The organism is Massilia sp. UBA6681 (assembly GCF_002454935.1).
In the GTDB taxonomy this organism is placed as follows: domain Bacteria; phylum Pseudomonadota; class Gammaproteobacteria; order Burkholderiales; family Burkholderiaceae_D; genus Telluria; species Telluria varians.
Map to the genome: position 1 here is coordinate 91,635 of NZ_DKJX01000095.1, position 26,346 is coordinate 117,980.

Consider the following 26,346-nt stretch of genomic DNA (forward strand, 5'->3'; position numbering starts at 1 on the left):
CTGGCCGCGCGGGCGTGCGCGGCACTGAACAGAAACGATGATGCCCTACAGAAACCAGTATTTAAATAAGGAAATTAAATTCCATGCGGCAATATGGTGCAAAACCAACGTAATATTGCCGGCTTTGCCAAGCCCGTTAACGCCTTGCCAGCACAAAACTGGACAAGACGATAAAAATGTTTTACCCGAGCGCGCGAATGCAATAGTCGGTCATGGCCGCCTGTACCTGCGGGTCTTCGCCGATCGCACCGGCCACTTCCAGGCGCAGGCCCGGATGCGCGGCGCGGATGCCCTCCGCCAGCTGCGGCAGGTCGCGCAGCAGGTGGCCGCCCTGGCCCAGGAACACCGGCACCACCGCGATCTCGCCGACGCCCTCGGCCACCAGCGCATCGATGGCGGCGGGCAGGCGCGGTTCCATCAGTTCGAGGAAGGCCAGGCGCACCGGCACGCCGGGCAGCCTGCTCTGCGACTGCTCGCGCAGGCGTTCGAAAGGCGCGGCCCAGGATTGGGCACGCGCGCCATGTGCAAACAGGACGAGTGCGCGTTTCATCAGTGTCTTTCCACCCACATCAGGGCGCCGATCGCGAGCAGCAGGAACAGCAGGCTCGGTGCGGCCGCGGTGAAGAAGGCCGGCAGCGCGGTCAGGACGCCCAGGTTCGAGAACAAGGCGTTCAGCAGCAGGAAGCCGACGCCGATCATGATGCCGACAAAGATCTTGAGGCTCACGCCGCCGCTGCGCGTGTGCAGGTAGGCGAAGGGCAGCGCCAGCGCCATCAGCACCAGGATCGACAGCGGATCGATGAGCTTCTTCCAGAACGCCACCTTGAAGCGCCCGGTCTCCTGGCGGTTTTCCGCCAGGTGGCGCGTGTAGACGGCCAGTTCGTTGGCCGACATGCGCTCCGGGTCGGAACGCGACACCGACAGGATCTTCGGGGTGATCTCCGAGGCCAGGTCGAGGGTCTCGAACTTGCGGGTGGCGACGGCTAAGGTGTCCTGGCCGAAGGTGGCGGCAATCGACTGCCCCTGCGGCACCGGCGTGCCCGGCGCGGGCAGCACGCGGCTGTTGGAGAACATGGTCTCGGTGACACCAAGCAGGCGCCAGGTATTGTTGCCGCGGTAGCTGCCGCTGCTGGCAGTGATCAGGGCGCGCATGCGCATGTTGGCGTCGAATTCGTACAGGCGCACGTCGACCAGCTGGCCGTCGGAACGGACCTGGCGCACGTTGAAGAAGCGCGTGCCGATCACCGGGCCCTTGACGCCCTCGGCATGGATGCTGTCCTTGGTCCACATGCCCGAGCGGAACTCGGCCGACATGGTCGAGCCCTTCGCCGCCAGGCGCACGCGCTCGGCCATCGGCGCCGTGCGCGGCGTGATCAGCTCGCCGAAGATGAAGGTGATCAAGACCAGCACGAGGCCGACCTTGAACAGCATCCAGCCCGCCATGCGCGTCGACATCGAGGAGGCGCGCATGATGGTGAACTCGGAGCTCGATGCGAACTGCGCCATCGTGTAGATGGTGCCGATCAGGGCCGCCACCGGCATCACCTGGTAGACGTTGCCCGGCACCAGCAGCAGCACGTACATCACCGCATGCTCGAATTCGTAGCCGCCCTTGCCCACCGAAGGCAGCTCGGCGGTCAGGTCCATGAAGGAGATCAGGGCGAGGAAGGCGACCGCCACAAAGGCGACTGCCTGCAGGATGTTGACCGCGAAATAGCGTTGCAGGATGCTCATTCGGCCTCCGCCTTCGCCAGCGGCTGGGGAGCCGGGGCCTTGCCCTGCCCGCGTCGGCGGCGCTTCCAGGCGCCCAGCAGCGCCAGCGGATGCCAGCGGTGGTTGACGTTCAGGCGCCAGGCGAACAGCACCGCCACCGTGAGCGCGGCGGCCAGGTGCAGCGGCCACCAGGCCATGTCGAATTCGAGCCTGCCGCGCTGGACGCTCTTCTCCATCATCTTGTTCAGGTTTAGGTAAGTGAAGAAAATCAGCAGCGCCAGGATCATGTTGGCCGAACTGCCGGCGCGCGGATTGACGAAGCCGAGCGGGATCGCCAGCAGCATCAGCACCAGGCAGATGACCGGCGCCGAGATGCGCGCCAGCAGCTCGGCGCGGGTGTACTGGTTCTCGACCTGCAGCAGCATCGCGGTGGGCAAGGCGTTGGTGGGCGTGTCGGTGCCGAGCACCGGCACCCGGGTGGCGACGCGCATCTTGTAGCGGTCGAACTCCATCGACTGGAAGTCGGCCTGTCCCGGGGTGCCGGAATAGCGCCGGCCATTGCTCAGCACCAGGTACTGGCCGCCCTTGGAATCCGACTCGATCACGCCTTCCTTGGCGACGACGACCGAGGTATTGCCGTTCTTGTCCTGCGAATTGACGAACACGTTCTGCACCACGGTGGCGCCGGTGGTGGAGCGTTCGACGAAGAACACGCGGTCGGCGGACGAGGATTCGCGGAACTGGCCGGGCGCCACGCGCTTGAGGTCTTCGCGCTTCTGGAAGCGCTCCACGAACTCGGCGCGCTTCAGCGCGGCCCATGGCGCCGCCACCAGCGACAGCGCGGCCACCACGGCCACGATCGGCAGGCCGAAGGTGAGCACGGGGCGGATCCAGCGCATCAGCGAGGTGCCGGACGCGAACCAGACGACCATCTCGGAATCGCGGTAGCTGCGCGTGACCGCCGCCAGCACCGAAATGAAGACGGTGAGGGTCAGGATGGTGGGCAGGTAATTGAGGATGGCGAAACCGATGAGGGCCAGGACATCGCTTGGATCGACCTTGCCGCCGGCGGCCGTGCCGAGGACTTTGATGAGCGTCCAGGTGACAAGGATCGTGAACAGCACCGTAAAGGTGGCGCCGGCCGAACTGGCCAATTCACGTTGCAGGGCGCGTCGAAAGATCATTCAATAATAGCTATAATTGCAGGTTAGGCACATGAGTATGCAAATGCGCCGCGAAATCAAACCGGAGAACCAAAAATGGACTTTAGCATAAAAGCATTCGACACCAAGACCACCCTGGCCGCCGCGAAAGCCGGCGTGGTGGCGGTTGCCGTGTTCGAAAACAAGACCCTGTCGCAGGCTGCCAAGGCCCTGGATGCCGGCGGCGACATCACCGCGGCGCTCAAGTCCGGCGACATCAGCGGCAAGGCCGGTTCGACCCTGCTGCTGCGCGGCGTGAAGGGCGTCGGCGCGGCACGCGTGCTGCTGGTGGGCATGGGCACGGCCGATGCCTTGAGCGAAAAGAACTACAGCACCGCGATCGGCGCGGCCCTGAAGGTGTTCGCCACCCTGGGCAGCCAGGATGCCATTATCGCATTCCCGCTGGCGGATGTGAAAGACCGCGACGTCAACTGGGCGGTGCGTGCACTGGTGATCGCCGCCAATGAGACCGAACACAGAACTGATACCCAGAAGAGCAAGAAGGATCCGGCCCTGGCAGGCGTGCGCAAGATCGTCATCGCCGCCGACGCCGCCAACGCCGCCACCCAGCTCAAGGGCACCCTGGCCCAGGCCGTCGCCATCTCGAACGGCATGGCCCTGACCAAGGAACTGGGCAACCTGTCGCCGAACGTCTGCACTCCAACCTACCTGGCCAATACCGCACGCTCGTTGGCGGACGAGTATGGCTTCGAGATCGAAGTCCTGGAGCGCAAGCAGCTCGAAGCGCTGAAGATGGGCAGCTTCCTGTCGGTGGCCAAGGGCAGCGACGAAGCGCCGAAGTTCATCGTGCTCAAGCACATGGGCGGCAACAAGAAGGATGCACCGACCGTGCTGGTCGGCAAGGGCATCACCTTCGACACCGGCGGCATCTCGCTCAAGCCGGGTCCGGGCATGGACGAGATGAAGTACGACATGTGCGGCGCCGGCTCGGTGCTGGGCACCTTCCGCGCGATCGGCGAGATGAATCTCAAGCTGAACGTGATCGGCATCGTGGCGGCCTGCGAAAACATGCCGTCGGGCCGCGCCAGCAAGCCGGGCGACATCGTGACCTCGATGAACGGCCTCACCATCGAGATCCTGAACACCGACGCCGAAGGCCGCCTGATCCTGTGCGACGCCCTCACCTACGCCGAGCGCTTCAAGCCGGCCGCCGTGGTCGACGTCGCGACGCTGACCGGCGCCTGCATCGTGGCCCTGGGCCACCACACCAGCGGCCTGTTCACCCGCCACGACGACGCGCACGACGCGCTGGCCCAGGAGCTGCTGGACGCCGGCAAGCAGGCCGGCGACGTGGCATGGCGCTTCCCGCTGGGCGAGAACTACAACGAGCAGCTAAAGTCGAACTTCGCCGACCTGGCCAACATCGGCACCCCGGGCGCGGCCTCGATCACCGCGGCCTGCTTCCTGGAGAACTTCACCCGCAAGTACACCTGGGCCCACCTGGACATCGCCGGCACCGCCTGGAAGTCAGGTGCGAACAAGGGCGCGACCGGCCGTCCGGTGCCGCTGCTGACCACCTTCCTGATGAACCGCGTGTAATACGCAGGGGCGCCCCGATGAAATATTCTTTCATCAGGGCGCTGTGGTGAAATATTATTTCACCAAGAAAAGCAGCCCCGCATGCGGGGCTGTTGCATTTCATACCTTAGAAAACGGCGCTCTGGACCCGCTCGGCCGCCGCCAGCTCCTCGGGCGGCTTCGCCGGTGTCATCAACACGGTCAGGTTGGCGGGATACGACCAGCTGGCGCCCGAATATTTGTCCACTGCGAATCCCATGCCGGCACTGATCACCACGTTGCCCATCAGGCTCATTGCATCAGGGCGCGACCCGAATGCTTCCTGCCCCATCCCCAGGCCCGCCTTCTTGCAGCTGACGACCAGGGGTTCTGCGCTGCGTGAGATGGTGACGCGGCCGGGGGCCACCACGAACCAGCGCCCGAGATTATTGCTCAGGAGGCAGCCCACCCCGCCGACTTCCTGGTAATCGAGCACGGCGTGCAGTTCGACCTGCTGCTGCAGGGGCGCATCGGACACGGTGGCACAGCCGCCAAGAAAGAGCGGTCCGAACAGGAGTGGGAGAAAAAACCGGGAAAAACGCGACATGGGGGGCCTGCCAGAAATACTGTATGCCCCATTAACGGCAGGCAAGAGCGTATCCTGAAGGGCAGGACGCTATTCGTCCCCGATGACGGAAAAGCGCGGCACGGCCATGCCCTCGACGCTGACCGTCTCGAAGAAGGCGGCGCGCGGGCGCACCCAGACGGCGCCGTCCTGGCCGCGGTAGACCATCACGGGCGTGTGGTCCGCTTCCATGACGGCTTCGCAGACCAGCTCGTAGATGCCGCCCTTGTAATGGCGGTAGCGCCGTCCCGCCGCCAATTCAGGCCTTGGTCTCTTCCAGCGTCTTCTGCTTTTTCTTGAGGCCCTGGATGACCTTCAGCACGCCTTCCATGCCGGCGGCTTCATCCAGCTCGCTGAAGGCGTCGAGCACTTCGTTGAGCACGCGGTTGCGCACCGCGGCTTCGTCCTGCGTGACCGCAGGCTTTTGCTCGCCTTCCTTGGCGAACTTCGACGGCGCCTCGGCCGCAGCCTTGGCGCCGTGCGTCAGGGCAGCCTGCCAGATCACCCAGCGGCGCTGGGTTTCATAGACGAGGTATTCCTCGGGCTTGTCTTCGCGGCGGCGCGTAATGTGGCCTTCGCGTTGGGCCCACGCTTCGAATGCATTGCGCATTTCAGTCCTTTGTAAATCGGCGTTCGGGTTCATTTGCTATCGAAAAAACAAGGTTTCGAATAGTACCATTTTGCACCTTGCCAACATGCCCGCACGATTGAGCGTGCATGCGGCAACCGAACTTGTTTCCAGGTGTGCAAATAGTACAGCGTTAGTTGCCTTAACGCAATTATTATATTCCACACAGAAACAGTGTTAAATGCTTCGGCGCTAGTTTAATTCTTTTGCGAACGTTTTTACAGCCCGCACAGCATAAATTTGCCAACTTCTTTATTATTCTATTAAGTTATTCTAGCATAGCCCCTTGCACGACACGCAATGTTAGTGGCTCTTTAATAACAATTGCTGTGTGACTAGCATAAATACAACTGTCATATCGTTGGCAATGATTCACCCAGAATAAATCGGGGATTGGATTGCATTGCCGGGATAAAGCCCTTGGCTATCCGCTGATCCTGGAAGCGGTTATCATGCCGCCTTTGCCACCCGTCCCCATGCCCATGAAGATCGCCACCTGGAATGTCAATTCGCTGAAAGTCCGCCTCCAGCACCTGCTCACCTGGCTGGAAGCCAATCCGGTCGACGTCCTGTGCATCCAGGAGACCAAGCTCACCGACGACAAATTCCCGCTGGCCGAGATCAACGGCGCCGGCTACCAGGTCGTTTTTACCGGCCAGAAAACCTATAACGGCGTGGCGATCCTGTCGAAGCATCCGATCGAGGACGTCCAGAAGGGCAATCCCCATTTCGAGGACGAGCAGCAGCGCCTGATCGCCGCGACCATCGCCGGCATGCGCATCATCTGCGCCTATGTGGTGAACGGACAGGAAATCGGCAGCGACAAATTCGCCTACAAGATGGCCTGGCTGGAAGGCCTGCGCACCTGGGTGGCCGAGGAAATGCGCAGCCATTCGCAGCTGGCCGTGCTGGGCGACTACAACATCGCCCCGGAAGCGCGCGACGTGCACGAGCCAAGCGAATGGGAAAACCACATCCACTTCACCCCGCCGGAACGCGCGGCGCTGCAGGAATTCATGGCGCTGGGCCTGACGGATGCCTTCCGCCTGTTCGAACAGCCGGAGAAGCAGTACAGCTGGTGGGACTACCGCAACCTGGCCTTCCGCCGCAACCGCGGGCTGCGCATCGACCATATCCTGCTCACCGAGGCACTGGCGAAACGCTGCACCGCCTGCCACATCGACCGCGAGACGCGCAAGTGGGAGCAGCCGTCGGACCATGCCCCCGTCGTGGCGACCCTAGCCGACTGAACCGTCCAGCAGCCGCGCCGCCTCCAGGGCCGGCAGCGGCCGCGCGAACAGGTAGCCCTGCGCGAACTGGCAGCCGTAGCTGCCCAGCAGCGCGACCTGCCCTTCGGTCTCGACGCCTTCGGCCACCACCGACAGCCCCAGGCTGTTGGCCAGCGCCATCACCGCCGCCACGATGGCGCGGTCTTCCGCACTGGCTTCGAGCTCGCGCACGAAGGCGCGGTCGATCTTGATCTTGCGGACCGGGAAGCGCTTCAGGTAGGCCAGGCTCGAATAGCCGGTGCCGAAATCGTCGATCGACAGGCGCATGCCCATGCCGTTGATCTGGCGGAGGATCTCGAGCGTCTGCCCGCCATGCTGCATCAGCGCGGTCTCCGTCAGTTCGAATTCGACCAGCGCGGGGTCGATGCCGGTCTCGCCGACGATGCGGCGGATCGAGGACACCAGCCCATCGTGCATGAACTGGCGCGCCGACAGGTTGATCGCCAGCGGCGCCGCAAGCAAGCCCTGGCGCTGCCAGGCGATGCACTGCTCGCAGGCGCTCTGAACCACCCACTCCCCCACCGGCACGATCATCCCGTTCTCTTCCAGGATCGGGATGAATTCGTCCGGCCCCACCACATTCTCTCCGTCGCGGCGCCAGCGCAGCAGCACTTCCAGCGCGTGCAGGCGGCGCGTGCCGGTGTCGACGATGGGCTGGTAGTAGAGCTCGAATTCCCCGCGCGCGAGCGCCCCGCGCAGCTGCGATTCCAGCTCGAAGCGGCGCGCCGCCGCCTGGTTCATGCGCTGGTCGAAGAACTGGTAATTGTTGCGGCCGGCCGCCTTGGCGTGGTACATCGCCGCGTCGGCATGGCGCATCAGGGTGTCGACGTCCTTGCCGTCGTCGGGGTACAGACAGATGCCGATCGAAGGCGTGATGTGCAGGCTGCGGCCCTCGAACGGGTACGGGGTGGCCAGCAGGCCGATGATCTTGTCGGCCACCTGGGCGCACTCGCGCGCCCCGCCGACCTCCGGCAGCAGCACCACGAACTCGTCGCCGCCCAGGCGCGCCACGGTGTCGCTGTCGCGCACCGCCGTGCCCAGGCGCCGCGCGACCTCGCGCAGCAGCTGGTCGCCGGTGGCGTGGCCGAGCGAGTCGTTGATGGTCTTGAAGCGGTCGAGGTCGAGGAACATCACGGCCAGCCGCCCTTTGCCATCCTTGGCGTTGCGCTGGGCCGCGCGCAACGCGCACTCGAGCCGGTCGGACAGCAGCGCGCGGTTCGGCAGGCCGGTCAGGCTGTCGTGGTAGGCCATGTGGTGCACCCGCGCCTCGGCCTGGCGCCGTTCGGCGATTTCTTCCTGCAGCAAGGCGTTGGCCCCGGCCAGTTCGGCGGTGCGCTCCGCCACCCGGATCTCGAGCTCGTCGCGCGCGCGCCGGATCGCATCGGCCGCCTCGCGCCGCGCGGTGACGTCGTCGATCAGCCAGACGCTGCGCCCGCTCTTCTGGTCGGCATCGAACAGGCGGCCCGACAGGCGCGCCCAGAACGGCGTGCCGTCGCGCCGCGCCATCCGGTATTCCGCCGTGTGCACCTGCCCTGCGCCGAAACTGCGCGCGGTGTCGAGGCGCGCCAGCTTCCAGCTGGCTTCGTCCGGGTACAGGGCGCGCACCGGGGTGCCGTCCATGCCGCCGGCGGGGCTGCCGAACAGCTCCTCCATCTTGCTGTTGCAATGCAGGGTGACGCCGTCCTCGACCACCGCGATGCCCAGCACCGCGTTGTCGAGGATGGCGCGGTTCTCCATCAGCGCGTTGCGCAGCTGGACTTCGTCCTCTTTCTCGCGTGTGCGATCTTCGTACATCCACACCGTGCCGAGGTCCGGGTCATCCGGATTGAACAGGTAGCCGTTGACCTGCACCCAGATCGGCTCGCCGTCCTTGCGCACCAGTTCCAGTTCGGCGCGGTACGGCAGGCCGCGCGCCAGCTGCGGATAGGAACGCTCGCCGCCCGCGACGAAACTGTCGTCGTCCGGGTACATGATGCGGGTCGAGCGCCCCAGCGCCTCGCCGTCGCGCCAGCCGAACATGGCGGCGAAGGCCGGGTTGTAGCGCTGGATCACGCGGTTGCGAGAGAACATGATCCCGACCGTGGCATTGGTCATGATGGCCTGGACCTCGATCATGGCCTGGCGCGTTTGCGTCACGTCCTCGACGATCCAGATGGTGCCGGCCTCGCGCGCATTGGGGTCGACCGCGCGGCCGCGCAGGCGCGCCCACATGATCGAACCGTCGCGCAGGCGGAAGGGGTGCTCGCCCTTTTCGTACAGGCCGCCGGCGGCCAGCACCGGATAGGCTTCCGACACCAGCGTCTGATAGGCCTCTTGTGAAGTGAACAGGTCGGCCGGACGCAGGCGGCTCAGCTCGGAGTAGGAATAGTCGAGCATCTCGCAGATGCGCGGATTGCAGGACTTGAACTGGCCGGGCAGCGTGAAGACGATGCCGACCGGCGCGTTTTCCAGGATGGCGTGCTGGTCGCGCAGGGCGATGCGCAGCATCTCGTGTTCGAGATCGCGGGCGTCAGGCGGCAGGGCCTGGTCGGCAGAGGCGTCGCCTGCTGCGAGCTGGAGCTCGCCGGAGTGTCGGTCCATGGTTCGTGATTGTCTCTCGGCTAACTTGCCATTTAGAAATCATAAACCACAAAGCCTTCTTGTTCCAAAACTAAGAGGCACAAAAGATGGGCCGTGTTGTTACGGCCCATCAATCATGCAGGCGAGTTACTTCAAGCTTCTTCGAAATAATCGCCCGGAACACGCACCCAGCCTTCAATCAGCACGCGCGCGCTGCGGCTCATGATCGCTTTGGCGACGCTCCATTCGCCCTTCGATTGCACCGCCTCCGCCCCCACCCGCAGGGTCCCGGACGGATGGCCGAAGCGCACCGCGCTGCGCTCGCCGCCGCCGGCCGCCAGGTTGACCAGGGTGCCGGGGATCGCGGCGGCGGTGCCGATGGCCACCGCGGCCGTGCCCATCATCGCGTGGTGCAGCTTGCCCATCGAGAGCGCGCGCACCAGGAGGTCGACGTCGGCCGCGTTCACTTGCTTACCGCTCGAGGAGACGTAGTTCGCCGGTTTCGCCACGAAGGCCACCTTGGGCGTGTGCTGGCGCTTGGCCGCTTCCTCGATGCTGTTGATCAGACCCATGCGCAGGGCACCGTGGGCACGGATGGTCTCGAACATGGCCAGCGCGCGCGGGTCGCCGTTGATGGCGTCCTGCAGCTCGGTGCCGGTGTAGCCGATCGCTTCGGCATTGACGAAGATGGTCGGGATGCCGGCGTTGATCATGGTCGCCTGCAGCCGTCCGACACCCGGGACGTCCAGCTCGTCGACCAGGTTCCCGGTCGGGAACATCGACCCGCCGGCGCCCTCCTCCTCGGCCGCCGGGTCGAGGAACTCCAGTTGCACCTCGGCCGCCGGGAAGGTCACGCCGTCGAGTTCGAAGTCGCCGGTTTCCTGCACCTCGCCCTTGCTTACAGGGACGTGGGCGATGATGGTCTTGCCGATGTTGGCCTGCCAGATGCGCACAGTCGCCATGCCGTCCTGCGGCACGCGTTCCGGGTCGACCAGGCCGCTGGCGATGGCGAACGAGCCGACCGCCGAGGACAGGTTGCCGCAGTTGCCGCTCCAGTCCACAAAAGGCTTGTCGATCGAGACCTGGCCGAACAGGTAGTCGACGTCATGGTCGGCCTTGTCGCTCTTGGCGACGATCACGGCCTTGCTGGTGCTGGAGGTAGCGCCGCCCATGCCGTCGATCTGCTTGCCGTAGGGGTCGGGGCTGCCGATCACACGCAACAGCAGCGCGTCGCGCGCCGGGCCGGGCACGCGCGCGGCTTCGGGAAGGTCTTGCAGGCGGAAGAACACGCCTTTGCTGGTGCCGCCACGCATGTAGGTGGCGGGGATTTTGATTTGGGGAGTGTGGGCCATATCGCTAACGTTCGTTTCATTGTTGGCCTAAAAACCGTCATTCCCGCGAAGGCGGGAATCCAAGTTTGCGCGAGCAGCCTGCGAACAAGATTGGATCCCCGCCTTCGCGGGGATGACGTGCATGAGGCGCGTCAAATAATGTACGCCGTGTCCTGCTTACGCAGCCGCTTTCGGAACCGACGACTCGAGGAAATCCTGCGCAAAGCGCTGCAGCACCCCGCCCGCCTCGTAGATCGCCACTTCCTCGGCGGTGTCGAGGCGGCAGGTCACCGGGACCTCGACGCGCTCGCCGTTCTTGCGGTGGATCACCAAGGTCAGGTCGGTGCGCGGCGTACGCTCGCCGATCACGTCGAAGGTCTCGGTGCCGTCGATGCCGAGGCTCAAGCGGTTCACGCCCGGCTTGAACTCGAGCGGCAGCACGCCCATGCCGACCAGGTTGGTGCGGTGGATGCGCTCGAAGCCTTCGGCCACGATCGCTTCCACGCCCGCCAGGCGCACGCCCTTGGCCGCCCAGTCGCGCGACGAGCCCTGGCCGTAGTCGGCGCCGGCGATCACGATCAGGGGCTGCTTGCGCTCCATGTAGGTCTCGATCGCTTCCCACATACGCGTCACGGTGCCTTCCGGCTCGATGCGCGCCAGCGAGCCGGCTTTCACACGGCCCTCGGCGTCAAGCACCATCTCGTTCTTGAGGGTCGGGTTGGCGAAGGTGGCGCGCTGCGCGGTCAGGTGGTCGCCGCGGTGGGTGGCGTAGGAATTGAAGTCTTCTTCCGGCAGGCCCATCTTCGCCAGGTATTCGCCGGCGGCCGAATCCAGCAGGATCGCGTTCGACGGCGACAGGTGGTCGGTGGTGATGTTGTCGCCCAGGACCGCCAGCGGACGCATGCCGGCCAAAGTGCGCTCGCCGGCCAGCGCGCCTTCCCAGTACGGCGGACGGCGGATGTAGGTGCTCTGCGGGCGCCAGTCGTACAGCGGGCTGACCTTCTCGCCATCGTCCACGACGCGCGCGAACATCGGCGTGTAGACCTTGCGGAACTGCTCCGGCTTGACGGCGCTCGAAACGACGGCATCGATCTCGTCGTCCGACGGCCACAAATCGGCCAGGCGGATTTCCTTGCCGGAAGCGTCCGTGCCCAGCACGTCCTTCTCGATGTCGAAGCGGATGCTGCCGGCGATCGCATAGGCCACCACCAGCGCCGGCGAGGCCAGGAAGGCCTGCTTGGCGTAGGGGTGGATGCGGCCGTCGAAGTTGCGGTTGCCCGACAGGACGGCGGTCGCATACAAGTCGCGTTCGATGATCTCCTGCTGGATGGTCGGATCCAGCGCGCCGCTCATGCCGTTGCAGGTGGTGCAGGCAAAGGCGACCACGCCGAAGCCCAGCTTTTCCAGCTCCGGCATCAGGCCGGCTTCTTCCAGGTACAGGGCCACGGCCTTGGAACCCGGCGCCAGCGAACTCTTGACCCAAGGCTTTCGGGTAAGACCTGCGCGGTTGGCGTTGCGGGCGATCAGGCCGGCCGCGATCATGTTGCGCGGGTTGTTGGTGTTGGTGCAGCTGGTGATCGCCGCGATGATTACGGCGCCGTCCGGCATCAGGCCCGGCTCGTTCTCGACCTTGGCGGCGATGCCGCGCTCGGCCAGTTCCGAGGTCGGCACGCGCTTGTGCGGGTTCGACGGACCGGCGATATTGCGCACCACGGACGACAGGTCGAAGGACAGCACGCGCTCGTACTGGGCGGTCTTGAGGCTGTCGGCCCACAGGCCGGCTTCCTTGGCATAGGCCTCGACCAGCTGCACGGTCTCTTCCTCGCGGCCGGTCAGGCGCAGGTACTTGATGGTCTGCTCGTCGATGTAGAACATCGCGGCGGTGGCGCCGAATTCCGGCGCCATGTTCGAGATGGTGGCGCGGTCGCCCAGGGTCAGGCTGGACGCGCCTTCGCCGTAGAACTCGAGGTAGGCCGAAACCACTTTCGACTTGCGCAGGAACTCGGTCAGCGCCAGCACGATGTCGGTGGCGGTGATGCCGGGCTGCGGCTTGCCGGTCAGCTCGACGCCGACGATGTCGGGCAGGCGCATGTACGAGGCGCGGCCCAGCATGACGCTTTCGGCTTCCAGGCCGCCCACGCCGATCGCGATCACGCCCAGGGCGTCGACCATCGGGGTGTGCGAATCGGTGCCGACCAGGGTGTCCGGATAGGCCACGCCCTGCTCGGACTGGATGACGGGCGACATGCGCTCGAGGTTGATCTGGTGCAGGATGCCGTTACCCGGCGGGATCACGTCGACGTTCTGGAAGGCCTTCTTGGTCCACTCGATGAAGTGGAAGCGGTCTTCGTTGCGGCGGTCCTCGATGGCGCGGTTCTTGGCGAAGGCGTCCGGGTCGAAGCCGCCGCACTCGACGGCCAGCGAGTGGTCGACCACCAGCTGGGTCGGGACCACCGGATTGACCATGGCGGGGTCGCCGCCCTGCTCCGCGATGGCGTCGCGCAGGCCGGCCAGGTCGACCAGCGCGGTCTGGCCCAGGATGTCGTGGCAGACCACGCGCGCCGGGAACCACGGGAAGTCGAGGTCGCGCTTGCGTTCGATGATCTGCTTGAGGGCATCTAGCATGCTGGCCGGGTCGCAGCGGCGGACCAGGTTCTCGGCCAGCACGCGCGAGGTGTAGGGCAGCGTGTCGTAGGCGCCGGGCTGGATGGCCTCGACCGCGGCGCGCGTGTCGAAGTAGTCCAGGCCCGTGCCGGGAAGGGGTTTGCGGTGGTTGGTGTTCATCATGATGAAGCTCGATAGCGCCTGATTGTTTAGCTAGCCTTCGAGCCGTCATTCCGGCGCAGGCCGGAATCCAATTTTGTGTGCAGGCTATTCAAGCAAAACTTGGATACCGGCCTTCGCCGGTATGACGGTCTTGGGGGCGCGGGTCAAAACTGATGAGCCGCGTGGATGCTTCTGTTATTTACGGTCCGCGATCGGCACGAACTGCAGGTCTTCCGGACCCACATAATTCGCGCTCGGGCGGATGATCTTGTTGTCGATGCGCTGCTCGATGATGTGCGCGGCCCAGCCGGAGGTGCGCGAGATGACGAACAGCGGCGTGAACATGGCGGTCGGCACGCCCATCATGTGGTACGAGACGGCCGAGAACCAGTCCAGGTTCGGGAACATCTTCTTGACTTCCCACATCACCGATTCCAGGCGCTCGGCGATGTCGAACATCTTCATCGAGCCGGCTTCCTGCGACAGGGTGCGCGCCACTTCCTTGATCACCACGTTGCGCGGATCGCTGATGGTGTAGACCGGGTGGCCGAAGCCGATCACGACTTCCTTGTTGGCCACGCGGTTGCGGATGTCGGCTTCGGCCTCGTCGGCGTTCTCGTAGCGCTTCTGGATTTCCAGCGCGACTTCGTTGGCGCCGCCGTGCTTCGGGCCGCGCAGGGCGCCGATCGCGCCGGTGATGGCCGAGTGGATGTCGGAACCGGTGCCGGCGATCACGCGCGAGGTGAAGGTCGAGGCGTTGAATTCGTGCTCGGCGTACAGGATCAGCGAGGTGTGCATCGCGCGCACCCAGGAGTCGCGCGGCTTTTCGCCGTGCAGCAGGTGCAGGAAGTGGCCGCCGATCGAATCGTCGTCGGTCTCGACGTCGATGCGGCGGCCAGCATGGCTGAAGTGGTACCAGTACAGCAGCATCGAGCCGAAGGAGGCCATCAGGCGGTCGGCGATGTCGCGCGCGCCCGGGACGTTGTGGTCGTCCTTTTCCGGCAGGGTGCAGCCCAGCACCGACACGCCGGTACGCATCACGTCCATCGGATGGGCGCCGGCCGGCAGCGCTTCCAGCGCGCTCTTGACCGCCTGCGGCAGGCCGCGCAGCGATTTCAGCTTGGCCTTGTAGCCCTTCAGTTCCGCCTGGGTCGGCAGCTTGCCGTGCACCAGCAGGTAGGCGATCTCTTCGAATTCGCAGGTGGTGGCGACGTCCAGGATGTCGTAGCCGCGGTAATGAAGGTCGTTGCCGGTCTTGCCGACCGAGCACAGCGCGGTATTGCCGGCAGCGACGCCGGACAGGGCCACCGATTTCTTCGGCTTGAACGTTGGGGTCTCGTTGTTCTGGGTGCTCATGCGTGGAATCTCCTGAGGCTGAATTATTTGGTCTTCTTCTGGGCGAACAGCGCGTCCAGTTTCTGTTCGTAGCTGTGGTAGTCGATGCGGTCGTACAGTTCGGCGCGGGTCTGCATCGTGTCGAGCACGTTCTGCTGGGTGCCGTCGCGGCGGATCGCGTTGTAGACGTTCTCGGCCGCCTTGTTCATGGCGCGGAAAGCCGACAGCGGGTACAGGGCGATGCTCACGTTCGCGCTGCGCAGTTCGTCCAGCGTGAACAGCGGGGTCGCGCCGAACTCGGTGATGTTGGCCAGCACCGGCACCTTCACGGCATCGGCGAACTGTTTATACATCTCCAGGCTGGTCATGGCTTCGGGGAAGATCATATCGGCCCCGGCTTCCACGCAGGCAATAGCGCGCTCGATGGCGGCGTCCAGGCCTTCCACGGCCAGCGCATCGGTGCGCGCCATGATCACGAAGTCCTCATCGGTACGCGCGTCGGCCGCGGCCTTCACGCGGTCGACCATCTCGTCCTTGCTGACGATTTCCTTGCCCGGACGGTGACCGCAGCGCTTGGCGCCGACCTGGTCCTCGATGTGGCAGGCGGCGGCGCCGGCCTTGATGAGCGAGCGCACGGTGCGCGCGACGTTGAAGGCCGAGGCGCCGAAACCGGTGTCGATGTCGACCAGCAGCGGCAGGTCGCACACGTCGGTGATGCGGCGCACGTCGATCAGGACGTCTTCCAGGCCAGAAATGCCGAGGTCCGGCAGGCCCAGGGAGCCGGCAGCGACGCCGCCGCCCGACAGGTAGATGGCGCGGTAGCCGGCGCGCTTGGCCAGCAGCGCGTGGTTGGCATTGATGGCGCCGATGACCTGCAGCGGGGATTCTTCCTGGACGGCCTTGCGGAACGCGGCGCCGGCGGAGTAGTGGCTCATGCTTAAGCTTTCGAATGATGGGTTGATCGAATATAGGTTGTTAATGCAAACAGCGTGCCAGCAATGGCCAATCGCTAATTCCCCTTATTTTCAAAGACTTGCAGTTCAACGTCGTGCCGGCTTCTACATTTTCCGACCGATCTGTTTCAAGTCTGTGAAACGTGAAACGCAAATGAAACATGATATCGGTTGCAGTAAGAAGCATCAAGATGCGGATCCGTCCTCTCGGCACTTTTGGCGCCCTCGGCACCGAGCACCGCTTTTGCGTGGGTTTGATGCCTGCTAACTGGTGTGCTCGATAGCTGTGCTCAACTGCGGTATTACTTACAACTGGAGCATTACTATGGCTGTCGACGTCTACCTGCAAATTGATGGAATTAAAGGCGAGTCGCAGGATGCAGGCCATTCGGGCTGGATAGAAATCGGTTCGGCTTCAATGGGTGTCAAGCAGCCCAAGAGTGCCACGGCATCTACAGCTGGCGGGCATACTGCTGAGCGGTGCGAGCACAAGACCATTGCTCTTACCAAACTTGCCGATCTCGCCTCCCCTATCCTCATGCAATATTGCTCCATGGGGAAGACCATCCCCAAAGCCAAGCTTGAATTCATGCGGGCGGATGGCGACGGCAAGCCCATAAAATACTATGAGGTCGAGCTCGAGAATGTGCTGATTGCGAACATGGATCAGGTCGTGCATGAAGGGAGCATTCTGCATGACTCGATCGGGCTTCGCTTTTCAAAGGTGAAGTGGAAATACACACAGCAAAAGATCGGCGGAGGCATCTCGGGCAATACGTCCGGCGGATGGGATCTGGCATGCAACAGGTGTGCGTGAGGTAGCTCTATGGCTAACGGAGTCCCTATCCAGCCGACCGACCCCCGCAGCTACTTCATGTTGCTGCAGGCCCCAGAAGAAGCGGGATACTATATTTATGGTACTCCAGCGGGAGGTGCCTATCAGTACGCCCATCCATCAATGATGACCGTTCTACTCTGGGTTGAACGCGAATGGGCTGCTACGGAAAAGCGAAAGTTTGGTGTCGGGAACATCAGTCTTTACAATGGTCAGAAGAGAACTGAAGAGCATCGTTCGCATATCAATGGACTTCAAGTCGATGTCAGGCCGGTGAGAAAAGATGGTCTTCATCTTCCTGTCACCTGGGAGCAATCCGAATACGATCCAGAAGCTACTGCGAAACTTATCGGCATCTTCTTCTCGCATCCGCTTGTCAAACAAATCTTGTTCAACGACACCCGTACTGCCGGAGTGCGGCGTTGGGTCAAGCATGATGACCACTTTCACGTTGCAATTAAGCTGGGGGGAGCGTAGATGAAGAATTTTCTCGCTATGGTCTTCTTGCTGGCGTCGACGGCAAATGCAGAGGATAGGAACAAGTGGACTGGTGCGAACAAGCCGCTGAAGGAAGCGAGCTATCTGATCTACGCAGGTGAGTCGGGGGACAGGAGGCCACCTACAAACACCGACAGGAAGCTTGCGATTGCTATCCGGGGGCAAGCTGCCAAAGAAATTTTCGACTCCATCGGACCAGACGCAAAAGGAGTAAGTTGCAGCGCTGAAGATGGCGAGCGGATGAGAAGTAAAGGCGAACTATGGTGTTCCTACATGCCGAGCGATGGCTACATGTGCTTCCTTGGTTTCGATTTGAGGACAGGGAAACCGCACTCGGGCGGAAGCTGCTGACAAATACCTTCATATAGGACGCAAAACCCCCGCCGCAGCGGGGTCTCGTCCAATCGTTGACCGTTCAGTGTGCGCTTGCCGCGGCCGCGCCGATGCCGGTTTCCGAACGCACTTCCTGCGCCTCGAAGCCAGCCTTGTCGATCGCGGCGCGCGGGCTCTTGTCGGTCACCGAGAAGAACCAGATGCCGAAGAAGCCCACCGCCATCGAGAAGATCGCCGGCGAGGTATAGGGGAAGATCGCGGTGGCGTTGCCGAGCACGTCGACCCACACCGACTTCGACACCACGGTCAGCACGACCGCGGTGGCCAGGCCCAGGAAGCCGCCCACGGTGGCGCCGCGGGTAGTGCAATCCTTCCACAGCACCGACATGAACAGCACCGGGAAGTTGGCCGAGGCCGCGATCGCGAAGGCCAGCGACACCATGAAGGCGACGTTCTGCTTCTCGAAGGCGATCCCGAGCAGCACCGCGATCACGCCCAGCGCAATGGTGGTGATCTTCGAGACCTTCAGTTCGTCGGCGCTGTTGGCCTTGCCCTTCTTGAACACGGTGGCGTACAAGTCATGCGACACCGCCGAGGCGCCCGACAGGGTCAGGCCGGCCACCACCGCCAGGATGGTCGCGAAGGCCACCGCCGAGATGAAACCCAGGAAGATGTCGCCGCCCACGGCATTGGCCAGGTGCACTGCCGCCATGTTGTTGCCGCCCAGGAGCTTGCCGGCCGCATCCTTGAAGGCCGGGTTGGTGCCGACCAGCACGATCGCGCCGAAGCCGATGATGAAGGTGAGGATGTAGAAGTAGCCGATCCAGGTGGTGGCCCACAGCACCGACTTGCGCGCCTCTTTCGCGCTCGGGACGGTGAAGAAGCGCATCAGGATGTGCGGCAGGCCGGCGGTGCCGAACATCAGCGCCATGCCGAAGGAGATCGCCGAGATCGGGTCTTTCAGGAAGGTGCCCGGGCCCATGATCGAATCGCCCTTGGCGTGCACCTCGGTGGCGGCCGAGAACAGCTGTTCCGGGCTGAAGTTGTACTGCGCCAGCACCGCGAAGGCCATGTAGGACGCGCCCGACAGCAGCAGCACGGCCTTGATGATCTGCACCCAGGTGGTCGCGGTCATGCCGCCGAACAGCACGTAGACCATCATCAGGATGCCGACGATGACGACGGCGATCCAGTACTCGAGGCCGAACAGCAGCTTGATCAGCTGGCCGGCGCCGACCATCTGCGCGATCAGATAGAAGGCCACCACCACCAGGGTGCCGGAGGCCGCGAACACGCGGATCGGCTTCTGGTGGAAGCGGTAGGCGGCCACGTCGGCGAAGGTGTAGCGGCCCAGGTTGCGCAGGCGCTCGGCCATCAGGAAGGTGATGACCGGCCAGCCGACCAGGAAGCCGATCGCGTAGATCAAGCCGTCGAAGCCGTCCAGGAACACGGCGGCCGAGATGCCGAGGAAACTTGCCGCCGACATGAAGTCGCCGGCGATCGCCAGGCCGTTCTGGAAGCCGGAAATGCCGCCGCCGGCGGTGTAGAAGTCGGAGGCCGAGCGGGTCTTGGCGGCGGCCCACTTGGTGATGAACAAGGTTGCCACCACGAACAGCGCGAACATGCTGATCGCGGTCCAGTTGGTGGCCTGCTTGGTGGCCTGGCCGAGGTCGGGCGCGGCCAGGACGGCGCCGCTGGCGAGCAGCAGCGCCGCTGCGACGGAAGAACGGTTCAGGGCCTTCATGCTGCCACCTTCTTTCCGCTGCCGCTGCCGTTGCCGCCGGCAACATTGGCCTTGATGGCCTCGGTCAGCTGGTCGTATTCGCTGTTGGCGCGGCGTACGTAGACGGCAGTCACCACGACCGTGAACAGGATCACGAACAGGCCCAGGGGAATGCCCCAGGTCATGACGCCGTCGCCGATGCGGCTGCCCATGAATTCCTTGTCGAAGGCGCAGAGCAGGGTGAAGCCGTAGTACACGACCATCATGCTCCAGGTGAGGATCCAGCCGAAGCGCGAACGCTTCGTGACCAGCTTGCGATAGTTGGGGTCGGCTTTGACCCGCCGAACGATGTCTTGATCCACTTGTGTCTCCTGTTATCTATTCTGGTGATGCCTGGTATTCAGGGCTGGATCCAATCCTACGGGTGCGCCCTTACCTCATTCTTACGCTGGCTTACGCGTAACTGACAGCAGCCGGCCCTGCAAGTTCAAGGCAGGCGCATGGAATCGGCTACACTTGCCGCATGAGTTCATCCACACGCAGCCACGGCGACGGCGGCGACAAGCCGGTCATCTGGACCGTGTCGGTGTCGCGCCTGTCCGACCTGTTCCGCGACATCACCCTCGAGTACGACCACCTGGCGACGATCGAACCGGTCCACCTCGGTTTCGACGAAGCCGCGCGCACGCTACGCGAGCGCCTCGCGACCGAGCGTTGCGACGTGGTAATCGCCGCCGGATCGAACGCCGCCTACCTCAAGGGCCGGATTTCGGTGCCGGTGGTGGTGGCCAAGGCCAGCGGCTTCGACGTGATGCAGGCGCTGGCGCGCGCCCGCCGCGTCTCGAACCGCATCGGCGTCATCACCTACCAGGCGCCGCTGCGCGAACTGGCCGAGTTCGCCGACACCTTCGGCATCGCAATCGCGCAGCGCACCTACGTGACCGAGGAAGACGCACGCGCCTCCCTCAACGAACTCAAGGCGCTTGGGGTCGAGGTGATCGTCGGCGCCGGTTTGATCACCGACCTGGCCGAGGAGGCGGGCCTGACCGGGGTGTTCCTGTACTCGGCCGCCTCGATCCGCCAGGCTTTCGACGACGCGCTGGAGATGGCGCGCCTGACCCACCTGGAAGCGAGCCGCGGCCGCAGGATAGCCGGCAGCGCGGGCGCGGATGCGCGCCGTGCGCGGCGCGGCCTGCACGACCTGCGCGGCGAATCGAACGCGATGGAGCGCCTGCGCCAGACTGTGGTGCTGTACGCGCGCTCGCCGGCCACGGTCCTGATCCAGGGCGAGACCGGCAGCGGCAAGGAACTGGTGGCGCAGGCCATCCACCGCGAAGGCCCGGCGCGCGCCGCCAACCGTCCTTTCGTGGCGGTGAACTGCGGCGCGATCGCGGAATCGCTGCTGGAATCCGAACTGTTCGGCCACGAGGAAGGCGCTTTTACCGGCGCGCGCCGCGGCGGCCACGCCGGCCTGTTCGAGGCGGCCAACGGCGGCACCCTCTTCCTCGACGAGATCGGCGAAATGCCGCTTGGCCTGCAGACCCGCCTGCTGCGCGTGCTGGAAGAGCGCGAAGTGATGCGCGTGGGCGGCACGCGGCCGGTGCCGATCGAGGTGCGCGTGATCAGCGCGACCCACTGCGACCTGGATGCGCGCGTGCGCGAGGGGCGCTTCCGCGCCGACCTGTTCTACCGGCTGGCGGTGCTGCGACTTAGCCTGCCGCCGCTGCGCGAACGGGTCGCGGATATCGTGCCCCTGGGGGAATGGTCGCTCAAGAATGCGCTGGCAGCGCTGGGCGCCAGACCGCACCCGAACCTGCACGCCGAGATGCGGGCCTGCGCGTCCGTGCTGGAAGCCTACGGCTGGCCCGGCAACGTGCGCGAGCTGCGCAACCTGATGGAGCGGCTGGCGCTGTTCCTGGCGGCGGAGCCGCTGCAGGCCTTGACGCCGAGTTTCTTGGTGTCGATTGCTCCTGAACTAAACAAGGCGGCGACGGTGCCTGCGTCCACGCCGGAGGCCGATACCGAGAGCATTGCGGCGGTGCTGGCGCGCTTCAACGGCCAGCGCGATGCGGCGGCGAAGCATCTGGGCATCAGCCGTACGACCCTGTGGCGGCGCTTGCGGAGCGAGAATACGTAGGGTGGGCAAGTTTCTTGCCCACGCGGTGATAGTTGACAGCGAGATCATCCGGCACGAAAGCAGCGCCACTACCTATCACCGCGTGGGCGGACAAGCCGCCCACCCTACAAATTCCCCACCCCGCGCTGGATCAACACCGTGTTAAATTATCGCCGTATCATGACTTTTTTACATGGCCTGGCGCCCATTGATACGAGCAAGCGCCAGCTCTTCGACTAGCGTCCGCCCATGAAGCGGCGCACCGCCCGGGCCCCTGCCCGGCCTGACGGAGGCACTATGCAACATGCGTCGCAAGCGGCTTTGTTTTCCCTGATCGGTGATACCCCCCTGATCGAAGTGACCCGGATCGATACCGGTCCCTGCCAGCTGTTCCTGAAACTCGAATCCCAGAATCCCGGCGGCTCCATCAAGGACCGCATCGGCCGCGCCATGATCGAGCAGGCCGAGCACGACGGGCTGCTGGAGCCGGGCGGCACCGTGGTCGAGGCCACCGCCGGCAATACCGGCCTGGGGCTGGCCCTGGTGGCGCGCATCAAGGGCTACCGCGTGGTGCTGGTCGTCCCCGACAAGATGGCGGCCGAGAAGATCCTGCACCTGAAGGCGCTCGGCGCCGAGATCCACCTGACCCGCTCCGACGTCGGCAAGGGCCATCCCGAGTACTACCAGGATGTTGCGGCGCGCCTGGCCAGGGAGATCCCCGGCGCCTGGTTCGCCGACCAGTTCAACAACCCGGCCAACCCGCGCGCCCACGAAACCACGACCGGTCCCGAGATCTGGGACCAGGTCAACCACAAGCTCGATGCCATCGTGGTCGGGGTCGGCTCCTCCGGCACCCTCACCGGCCTGTCGCGCTATTTCAAGAAGACCCAGCCGAACCTCGAATTCGTGCTGGCCGACCCGCAGGGCTCGATCCTGGCCGACTACGTCAACACGGGCGTGCTGCGCACTGATGCCGGTTCCTGGGCGGTCGAGGGCATCGGCGAAGACTTCATCCCCGGCATCGCCGACCTGTCGCGGGTGAAGAAGGCCTACACTATCCCCGACGAGGAAAGCTTCAGCACCGCGCGCCTGCTGCTGCAGCAGGAAGGCATCCTGGCCGGCTCCTCGACCGGCACCCTGCTGGCCACCGCCCTGCGCTACTGCCGCGAGCAGACCCGTCCGAAACGCGTCGTCACATTCGTGTGCGACACCGGCACCCGCTACCTGAGCAAGGTGTACAGCGACGGCTGGATGGTCGACCAGGGCTTGATCACGCGCCCCAGGACGGGCGACCTGCGCGACCTGATCGGCCGCCGCTACGACGAGGGCGAAGTGGTCACGGTATCGCCCTCCGACACCCTGCTCACCGCCTTCAACCGCATGCGCAACGCCGACCTGCAGCAGCTGCCCGTGATCGACGACAAGGGCCGGCTGGCCGGCCTGATCGACGAGTCCGACCTGCTGCTGCACGTCAGCGCCGAACCCAAGCACTTCAGCGCGCCGGTGTCGAGCACGATGACTTCCTCGCTCCAGACCCTGCTGCCCACAGCCAGCATGGGCCACCTGCGCGAGATCCTCGACCGCGGGCTGACCGCCGTGATCCATGACGGCGAACGCTTCTACGGCCTGGTCACGCGCTACGACTTGCTCAACCACCTTCGCAGGACTCTTTCATGACGGACCAGAAAAAACACCTTGCCACCCGCGTGATCCACGGCGGCCAGGCGCCGGAACCAAGCACCGGCGCCGTGATGCCGCCGATCTTCGCCACCTCGACCTTCCGCCAGGAGAGCCCGGGCGTGCACAAGGGCCTGGACTACGGCCGCTCGCACAACCCGACGCGCTGGGCCCTGGAGCGCTGCGTGGCCGACATCGAAAGCGGCAGCGCGGCCTTCGCCTTCGCCTCCGGCCTGGCCGCGATCGCGGCGGTGCTGGAACTGCTGCCGGCGAACTCGCACATCGTGGCCGGCGACGACATGTACGGCGGCACCTTCCGCCTGTTCGAGCGCGTGCGCAGGAAGAGCGCCGGCCACAGCTTCGCCTACGCCGACCTGACCGATCCGGACGCGCTCGGCAAGGCGCTCACGCCCGAAACCAGGCTGGTGTGGGTGGAGACGCCGACCAACCCGATGCTCAAGCTGGCCGACCTGGCGGCCATCGCGGCCCAGTGCCGCGCGCGCGGCATCATCACCGTGTGCGACAACACCTTCGCCAGCCCGATTGTCCAGCGTCCGCTGGAACTCGGCTTCGACATCGTGGTGCACTCGACCACCAAGTACATGAACGGCCACTCCGACGTGATCGGCGGCGTGGCGGTGGTCGGCAGGGAGGAGCGCCATGCGGCCCTGGCCGAGGGGCTCGGCTTCATCCAGAACGCCGTGGGCGCCATCCAGGGTCCGTTCGATAGCTTCCTGGTGCTGCGCGGGATCAAGACCCTGGCCCTGCGGGTGGAGCGCAGCAGCGCCAACGCGCTGGCGCTGGCCCAGTGGCTCGAGCACGAGCCGAAGGTACGCAAGGTGTTCTATCCGGGCCTGGAATCGCACCCGCAGCACGCGCTGGCGCGGCGCCAGATGAACGGCTTCGGGGGCATCGTGTCGATCGACCTGGCCACCGACCTGGCCGGCAGCAGGCGCTTCCTGGAAGCCTGCGAGGTGTTCACCCTGGCCGAGAGCCTGGGCGGCGTCGAGAGCCTGATCGAGCACCCTGCCCTGATGACCCACGCCAGCATCCCGGCCGAGCAGCGCGCCGAGCTGGGCATCGGCGACGGCTTGATCCGCCTGTCGGTCGGCATCGAGCACCTGGAAGACCAGCGCGAGGACCTGCGCCGGGCGCTGGCCGCGATCTGACGCGGTTCGGACTCGCTACAGGCGGCACAGGCGCCCGCCGTCCACCAGCAGCGAGGCGCCCTGGATGAAGGCGGCGTCGCTGGAGGCCAGGAAGGCGATCGCCGCGGCAATGTCGGCGGGCTTGCCCACCTCGGCCGCATCGATGTGTTCGACCCCGGACTGGACCTCCGGGTTATTCCACAGCATCGGCGTGTCGACCGCCCCGGGGAGCACGGCATTGACCCGGATGCCCCTGGGGCCGCCTTCCAGCGCCGCCGAGCGCGTCAGCGACAGCAAGGCGGCCTTGGCGGCCGCGTAGGGCGCCACCTTGACTTCGGTCTCCAGGGCATGCACGCTCGCGACATTGACGACCGCACCGCCCTGCCCCATGTGCAGGAAGGCCTGCTTGATGAAGAAGAAGGCCCCGAGCAGGTCGACCTGCAGCACCTTCGTCCAGTCGGCCGCGCCGAGTTCCACGATGGGTTTGAAGACCATCAGGCCGGCGTTGTTGACCACCACGTCGAGCCGCCCGAAGCGCTGCATCACCTGCCCGACGGCGGCGCCGACTTCCTGCTCCGCGCCCACGTCGCACACCACCTCGATGACGTCGCCGGGGCCGCACTCGCCCACCGCGGCCGCCGCCGCCGGCAGGGCGTGCGCGTCGCGGTCGACCAGCGCCAGGCCGGCGCCTTCGGCGGCAAAGCGCTTGGCCGCCGCGAGGCCGATGCCGCCGGCGGCGCCGGTGACGAGAACGAGCTTGCCGTCGAAGCGCACACGCCCTCCTATTCCGTGTTCCTGGGTGCCCCGGTCGCCGCCCCGGCCGGCGCCGTATGGGGCGCTGCGAAGTCGAATCCGGGGTAGTCGCTGTCCAGCGCCAGCGGCACCTGCAGGCACACGCTCTGGGTGGGCAGCACTTCGGTCCAGTCGCGGATCAGGTCGCGGTAGGCCATCCCGACCGGGCGCAGCTGGCGGTCGAGGTCGGCGAGGCCGAGGGCATTCACGTGGCCGTTGTTCTCGCGCAGGCCGGTGTCCCAGTCGACCTGGTCGGTCAGGGAGTACCAGGTGAAGCCGACCAGGGGCACGCCGTTGTTACGTACCCGCAGCACGTTGGCCCATTCCTTGCGCAGCCACTTCACGGCCTCGTCGCCGCACGCTCCCTGGCACAGATTGGTCTCGGTATGCATCACCGGCAGGCGGTAGCGGTTGTAGTACTGGTGCGTGATCACCGCGTAGCTGAAGATCTCCCCCGACGCCATGGTCGAGCCGTCCGCCGACACATGGTGCTCGTTGGTCTGGTAGTAATCGTTCCCCATGATGCAGTGATGCTTGAGGTTGTTGTTCAGGAAGAAGTGGTACTCGTCGCGCGTCATGCCGTTGTCGAGCAGGTACTCGTACATGGTGGAGTCGACGCGGCGGCCGTAGTTCAGGTCCAGCGACAGGAAGCGGCGCGCGTTCCTGGTCTCGGCCGGGCCGATCGCGGCGGGCGAGCGGGCGTGGAAGTACTCGGTCGATTCGCTCTGGACGAACAGCGCATCCGGGCGCACCTCGAGGATGGCGCGCATGGCCAGCAGGTTGGCCTTCACGATGTGCTTGAGCGCGGTGACGAAGGCCCGGTCGTCGCGCATCTGCTCGTTCCACCAGCCGTACAGGGCGGAGAACAGCGCGCAGATCGACATCTCGTTGACCGGCGTGTACAGCTGGGCCCAGGGATAGCGCTGGGCAAAGGCGCGCGCATAGTCGGCGAAGACCGCGGGGAAGTCCGGGTTCTGGAAGTCGCCCAGAAAATCGGGCAGGCCGAAATGGCACAGGTCGACGATCGGCACCAGGCCGCGGCGCCGCAGGTCGGGGAACACCTCGTCGGCGAACGACCAGTCATGACGGCGCGCACCGAGCAGCGTCGTATGCAAGGGAGGGCCATAGCGCAGGAAGCGGATGCCGATTTCCTGCACCAGGTCGAAGTCGCGCCGCCAATGGCGGTAGTGCCCGCATTTGTCCATCTCGTCCATGCGGACCCGGCCGCCATCGATGGTCGGGATGCTGTTCTCGATGCCGGTGGCAAAGAGGAATCCGGGTTGGTTCGATACCATATGCGGTCCG

Annotated in this window: 23 protein-coding genes; 8 read left to right on the forward strand and 15 right to left on the reverse strand. The window is 65.0% G+C overall.

What is annotated here, in order from left to right:
- Window positions 1-181 precede the first annotated feature (181 nt).
- The 3 genes from B2R83_RS17135 to lptF are packed head-to-tail and all read right to left on the reverse strand — an operon-like array spanning window position 182 to window position 2,897.
- Entirely contained in the window at window positions 182-550 is a 369-nt protein-coding gene (locus tag B2R83_RS17135; RefSeq protein ID WP_292043844.1) for a sirohydrochlorin chelatase, read from the reverse strand.
- Window positions 550-1,734, reverse strand: coding sequence for an LPS export ABC transporter permease LptG (gene lptG, locus B2R83_RS17140; protein ID WP_292043846.1), 1,185 nt, complete (start codon window positions 1,732-1,734; stop codon window positions 550-552). The genes B2R83_RS17135 and lptG overlap by 1 nt, the downstream gene beginning before the upstream one ends.
- Window positions 1,731-2,897, reverse strand: coding sequence for an LPS export ABC transporter permease LptF (gene lptF, locus B2R83_RS17145; RefSeq protein WP_292043848.1), 1,167 nt, complete (start codon window positions 2,895-2,897; stop codon window positions 1,731-1,733). The genes lptG and lptF overlap by 4 nt, the downstream gene beginning before the upstream one ends.
- A gap of 75 nt (window positions 2,898-2,972) precedes the next feature.
- Here lptF and B2R83_RS17150 point away from each other — a divergent pair, with 75 nt between their 5' ends.
- On the forward strand, window positions 2,973-4,475 hold the full coding sequence (locus B2R83_RS17150; RefSeq protein ID WP_292043850.1) for a leucyl aminopeptidase: 1,503 nt from the start codon (window positions 2,973-2,975) through the stop codon (window positions 4,473-4,475).
- A gap of 106 nt (window positions 4,476-4,581) precedes the next feature.
- Here the strand turns inward: B2R83_RS17150 and B2R83_RS17155 are convergent, their stop codons facing one another.
- The 3 genes from B2R83_RS17155 to B2R83_RS17165 form a co-directional block, all read right to left on the reverse strand.
- Window positions 4,582-5,040: a hypothetical protein gene (locus tag B2R83_RS17155; RefSeq protein ID WP_292043851.1), complete on the reverse strand. Its 459-nt coding sequence runs from the start codon at window positions 5,038-5,040 to the stop codon at window positions 4,582-4,584.
- Between the two features lie 69 nt (window positions 5,041-5,109).
- Entirely contained in the window at window positions 5,110-5,316 is a 207-nt protein-coding gene (locus B2R83_RS17160) for a DUF1653 domain-containing protein (protein WP_292043853.1), read from the reverse strand.
- 1 nt (window position 5,317) lies between these two features.
- Window positions 5,318-5,668, reverse strand: coding sequence for a hypothetical protein (locus tag B2R83_RS17165; RefSeq protein WP_027866250.1), 351 nt, complete (start codon window positions 5,666-5,668; stop codon window positions 5,318-5,320).
- 500 nt (window positions 5,669-6,168) lie between these two features.
- Here B2R83_RS17165 and xth point away from each other — a divergent pair, with 500 nt between their 5' ends.
- Complete coding sequence (gene xth, locus B2R83_RS17170; protein ID WP_292043925.1) at window positions 6,169-6,936, forward strand: exodeoxyribonuclease III; 768 nt, start codon at window positions 6,169-6,171, stop codon at window positions 6,934-6,936.
- Here xth and B2R83_RS17175 read toward each other — a convergent pair.
- The 5 genes from B2R83_RS17175 to prpB form a co-directional block, all read right to left on the reverse strand.
- The gene (locus B2R83_RS17175) at window positions 6,925-9,555 is read right to left on the reverse strand and encodes a bifunctional diguanylate cyclase/phosphodiesterase (protein WP_292043856.1); all 2,631 of its coding nucleotides are present in this window, start codon (window positions 9,553-9,555) and stop codon (window positions 6,925-6,927) included. The genes xth and B2R83_RS17175 overlap by 12 nt on opposite strands.
- A gap of 131 nt (window positions 9,556-9,686) precedes the next feature.
- Window positions 9,687-10,886, reverse strand: coding sequence for a 2-methylaconitate cis-trans isomerase PrpF (gene prpF / locus B2R83_RS17180; protein ID WP_292043858.1), 1,200 nt, complete (start codon window positions 10,884-10,886; stop codon window positions 9,687-9,689).
- A gap of 156 nt (window positions 10,887-11,042) precedes the next feature.
- A complete protein-coding gene (gene acnD, locus B2R83_RS17185) occupies window positions 11,043-13,649 on the reverse strand; it encodes a Fe/S-dependent 2-methylisocitrate dehydratase AcnD (RefSeq protein ID WP_292043926.1) in 2,607 nt (868 codons plus the stop codon).
- A 177-nt stretch (window positions 13,650-13,826) separates the two neighbouring features.
- Window positions 13,827-14,987 (reverse strand): bifunctional 2-methylcitrate synthase/citrate synthase, encoded by a 1,161-nt coding sequence (gene prpC, locus B2R83_RS17190; protein WP_292043860.1) that lies wholly within the window; start codon window positions 14,985-14,987, stop codon window positions 13,827-13,829.
- A 23-nt stretch (window positions 14,988-15,010) separates the two neighbouring features.
- Window positions 15,011-15,901: a methylisocitrate lyase gene (prpB, locus tag B2R83_RS17195; RefSeq protein ID WP_292043862.1), complete on the reverse strand. Its 891-nt coding sequence runs from the start codon at window positions 15,899-15,901 to the stop codon at window positions 15,011-15,013.
- 343 nt (window positions 15,902-16,244) lie between these two features.
- Here prpB and B2R83_RS17200 point away from each other — a divergent pair, with 343 nt between their 5' ends.
- From B2R83_RS17200 to B2R83_RS17210, 3 genes are read left to right on the forward strand one after another with little or no spacing between them, the layout of a single operon-like run.
- Window positions 16,245-16,736, forward strand: a complete 492-nt coding sequence (locus tag B2R83_RS17200; protein WP_292043863.1) for an Hcp family type VI secretion system effector — start codon at window positions 16,245-16,247, stop codon at window positions 16,734-16,736.
- Window positions 16,737-16,793: 57 nt separating this feature from the next.
- Window positions 16,794-17,231, forward strand: coding sequence for a penicillin-insensitive murein endopeptidase (locus B2R83_RS17205; RefSeq protein ID WP_292043866.1), 438 nt, complete (start codon window positions 16,794-16,796; stop codon window positions 17,229-17,231).
- Window positions 17,232-17,603 carry a hypothetical protein gene (locus B2R83_RS17210; RefSeq protein ID WP_292043873.1) on the forward strand — a complete coding sequence of 124 codons (372 nt, stop codon included), beginning with the start codon at window positions 17,232-17,234 and terminating at the stop codon, window positions 17,601-17,603.
- Window positions 17,604-17,667: 64 nt separating this feature from the next.
- Here the strand turns inward: B2R83_RS17210 and B2R83_RS17215 are convergent, their stop codons facing one another.
- Both B2R83_RS17215 and B2R83_RS17220 read right to left on the reverse strand, forming a co-directional pair.
- Entirely contained in the window at window positions 17,668-19,329 is a 1,662-nt protein-coding gene (locus tag B2R83_RS17215; protein WP_292043875.1) for a cation acetate symporter, read from the reverse strand.
- Complete coding sequence (locus B2R83_RS17220) at window positions 19,326-19,670, reverse strand: DUF485 domain-containing protein (protein WP_051306790.1); 345 nt, start codon at window positions 19,668-19,670, stop codon at window positions 19,326-19,328. Before B2R83_RS17220 ends, B2R83_RS17215 begins: the two co-directional genes overlap by 4 nt.
- 161 nt (window positions 19,671-19,831) lie before the next feature.
- Between B2R83_RS17220 and prpR the strand changes: the two genes are divergently transcribed.
- The 3 genes from prpR (at window position 19,832) to B2R83_RS17235 (ending at window position 24,270) form a co-directional block, all read left to right on the forward strand.
- On the forward strand, window positions 19,832-21,445 hold the full coding sequence (gene prpR, locus B2R83_RS17225) for a propionate catabolism operon regulatory protein PrpR (RefSeq protein ID WP_292043882.1): 1,614 nt from the start codon (window positions 19,832-19,834) through the stop codon (window positions 21,443-21,445).
- A 276-nt stretch (window positions 21,446-21,721) separates the two neighbouring features.
- On the forward strand, window positions 21,722-23,101 hold the full coding sequence (locus tag B2R83_RS17230; RefSeq protein ID WP_292043884.1) for a cystathionine beta-synthase: 1,380 nt from the start codon (window positions 21,722-21,724) through the stop codon (window positions 23,099-23,101).
- Window positions 23,098-24,270, forward strand: a complete 1,173-nt coding sequence (locus B2R83_RS17235) for a trans-sulfuration enzyme family protein (protein WP_292043886.1) — start codon at window positions 23,098-23,100, stop codon at window positions 24,268-24,270. Before B2R83_RS17230 ends, B2R83_RS17235 begins: the two co-directional genes overlap by 4 nt.
- Window positions 24,271-24,285: 15 nt before the next feature.
- Here the strand turns inward: B2R83_RS17235 and B2R83_RS17240 are convergent, their stop codons facing one another.
- Entirely contained in the window at window positions 24,286-25,023 is a 738-nt protein-coding gene (locus tag B2R83_RS17240; RefSeq protein WP_292043887.1) for an SDR family NAD(P)-dependent oxidoreductase, read from the reverse strand.
- A gap of 8 nt (window positions 25,024-25,031) precedes the next feature.
- Window positions 25,032-26,336: a family 1 glycosylhydrolase gene (locus B2R83_RS17245; protein WP_292043889.1), complete on the reverse strand. Its 1,305-nt coding sequence runs from the start codon at window positions 26,334-26,336 to the stop codon at window positions 25,032-25,034.
- Between the last annotated feature and the right edge of the window lie 10 nt (window positions 26,337-26,346).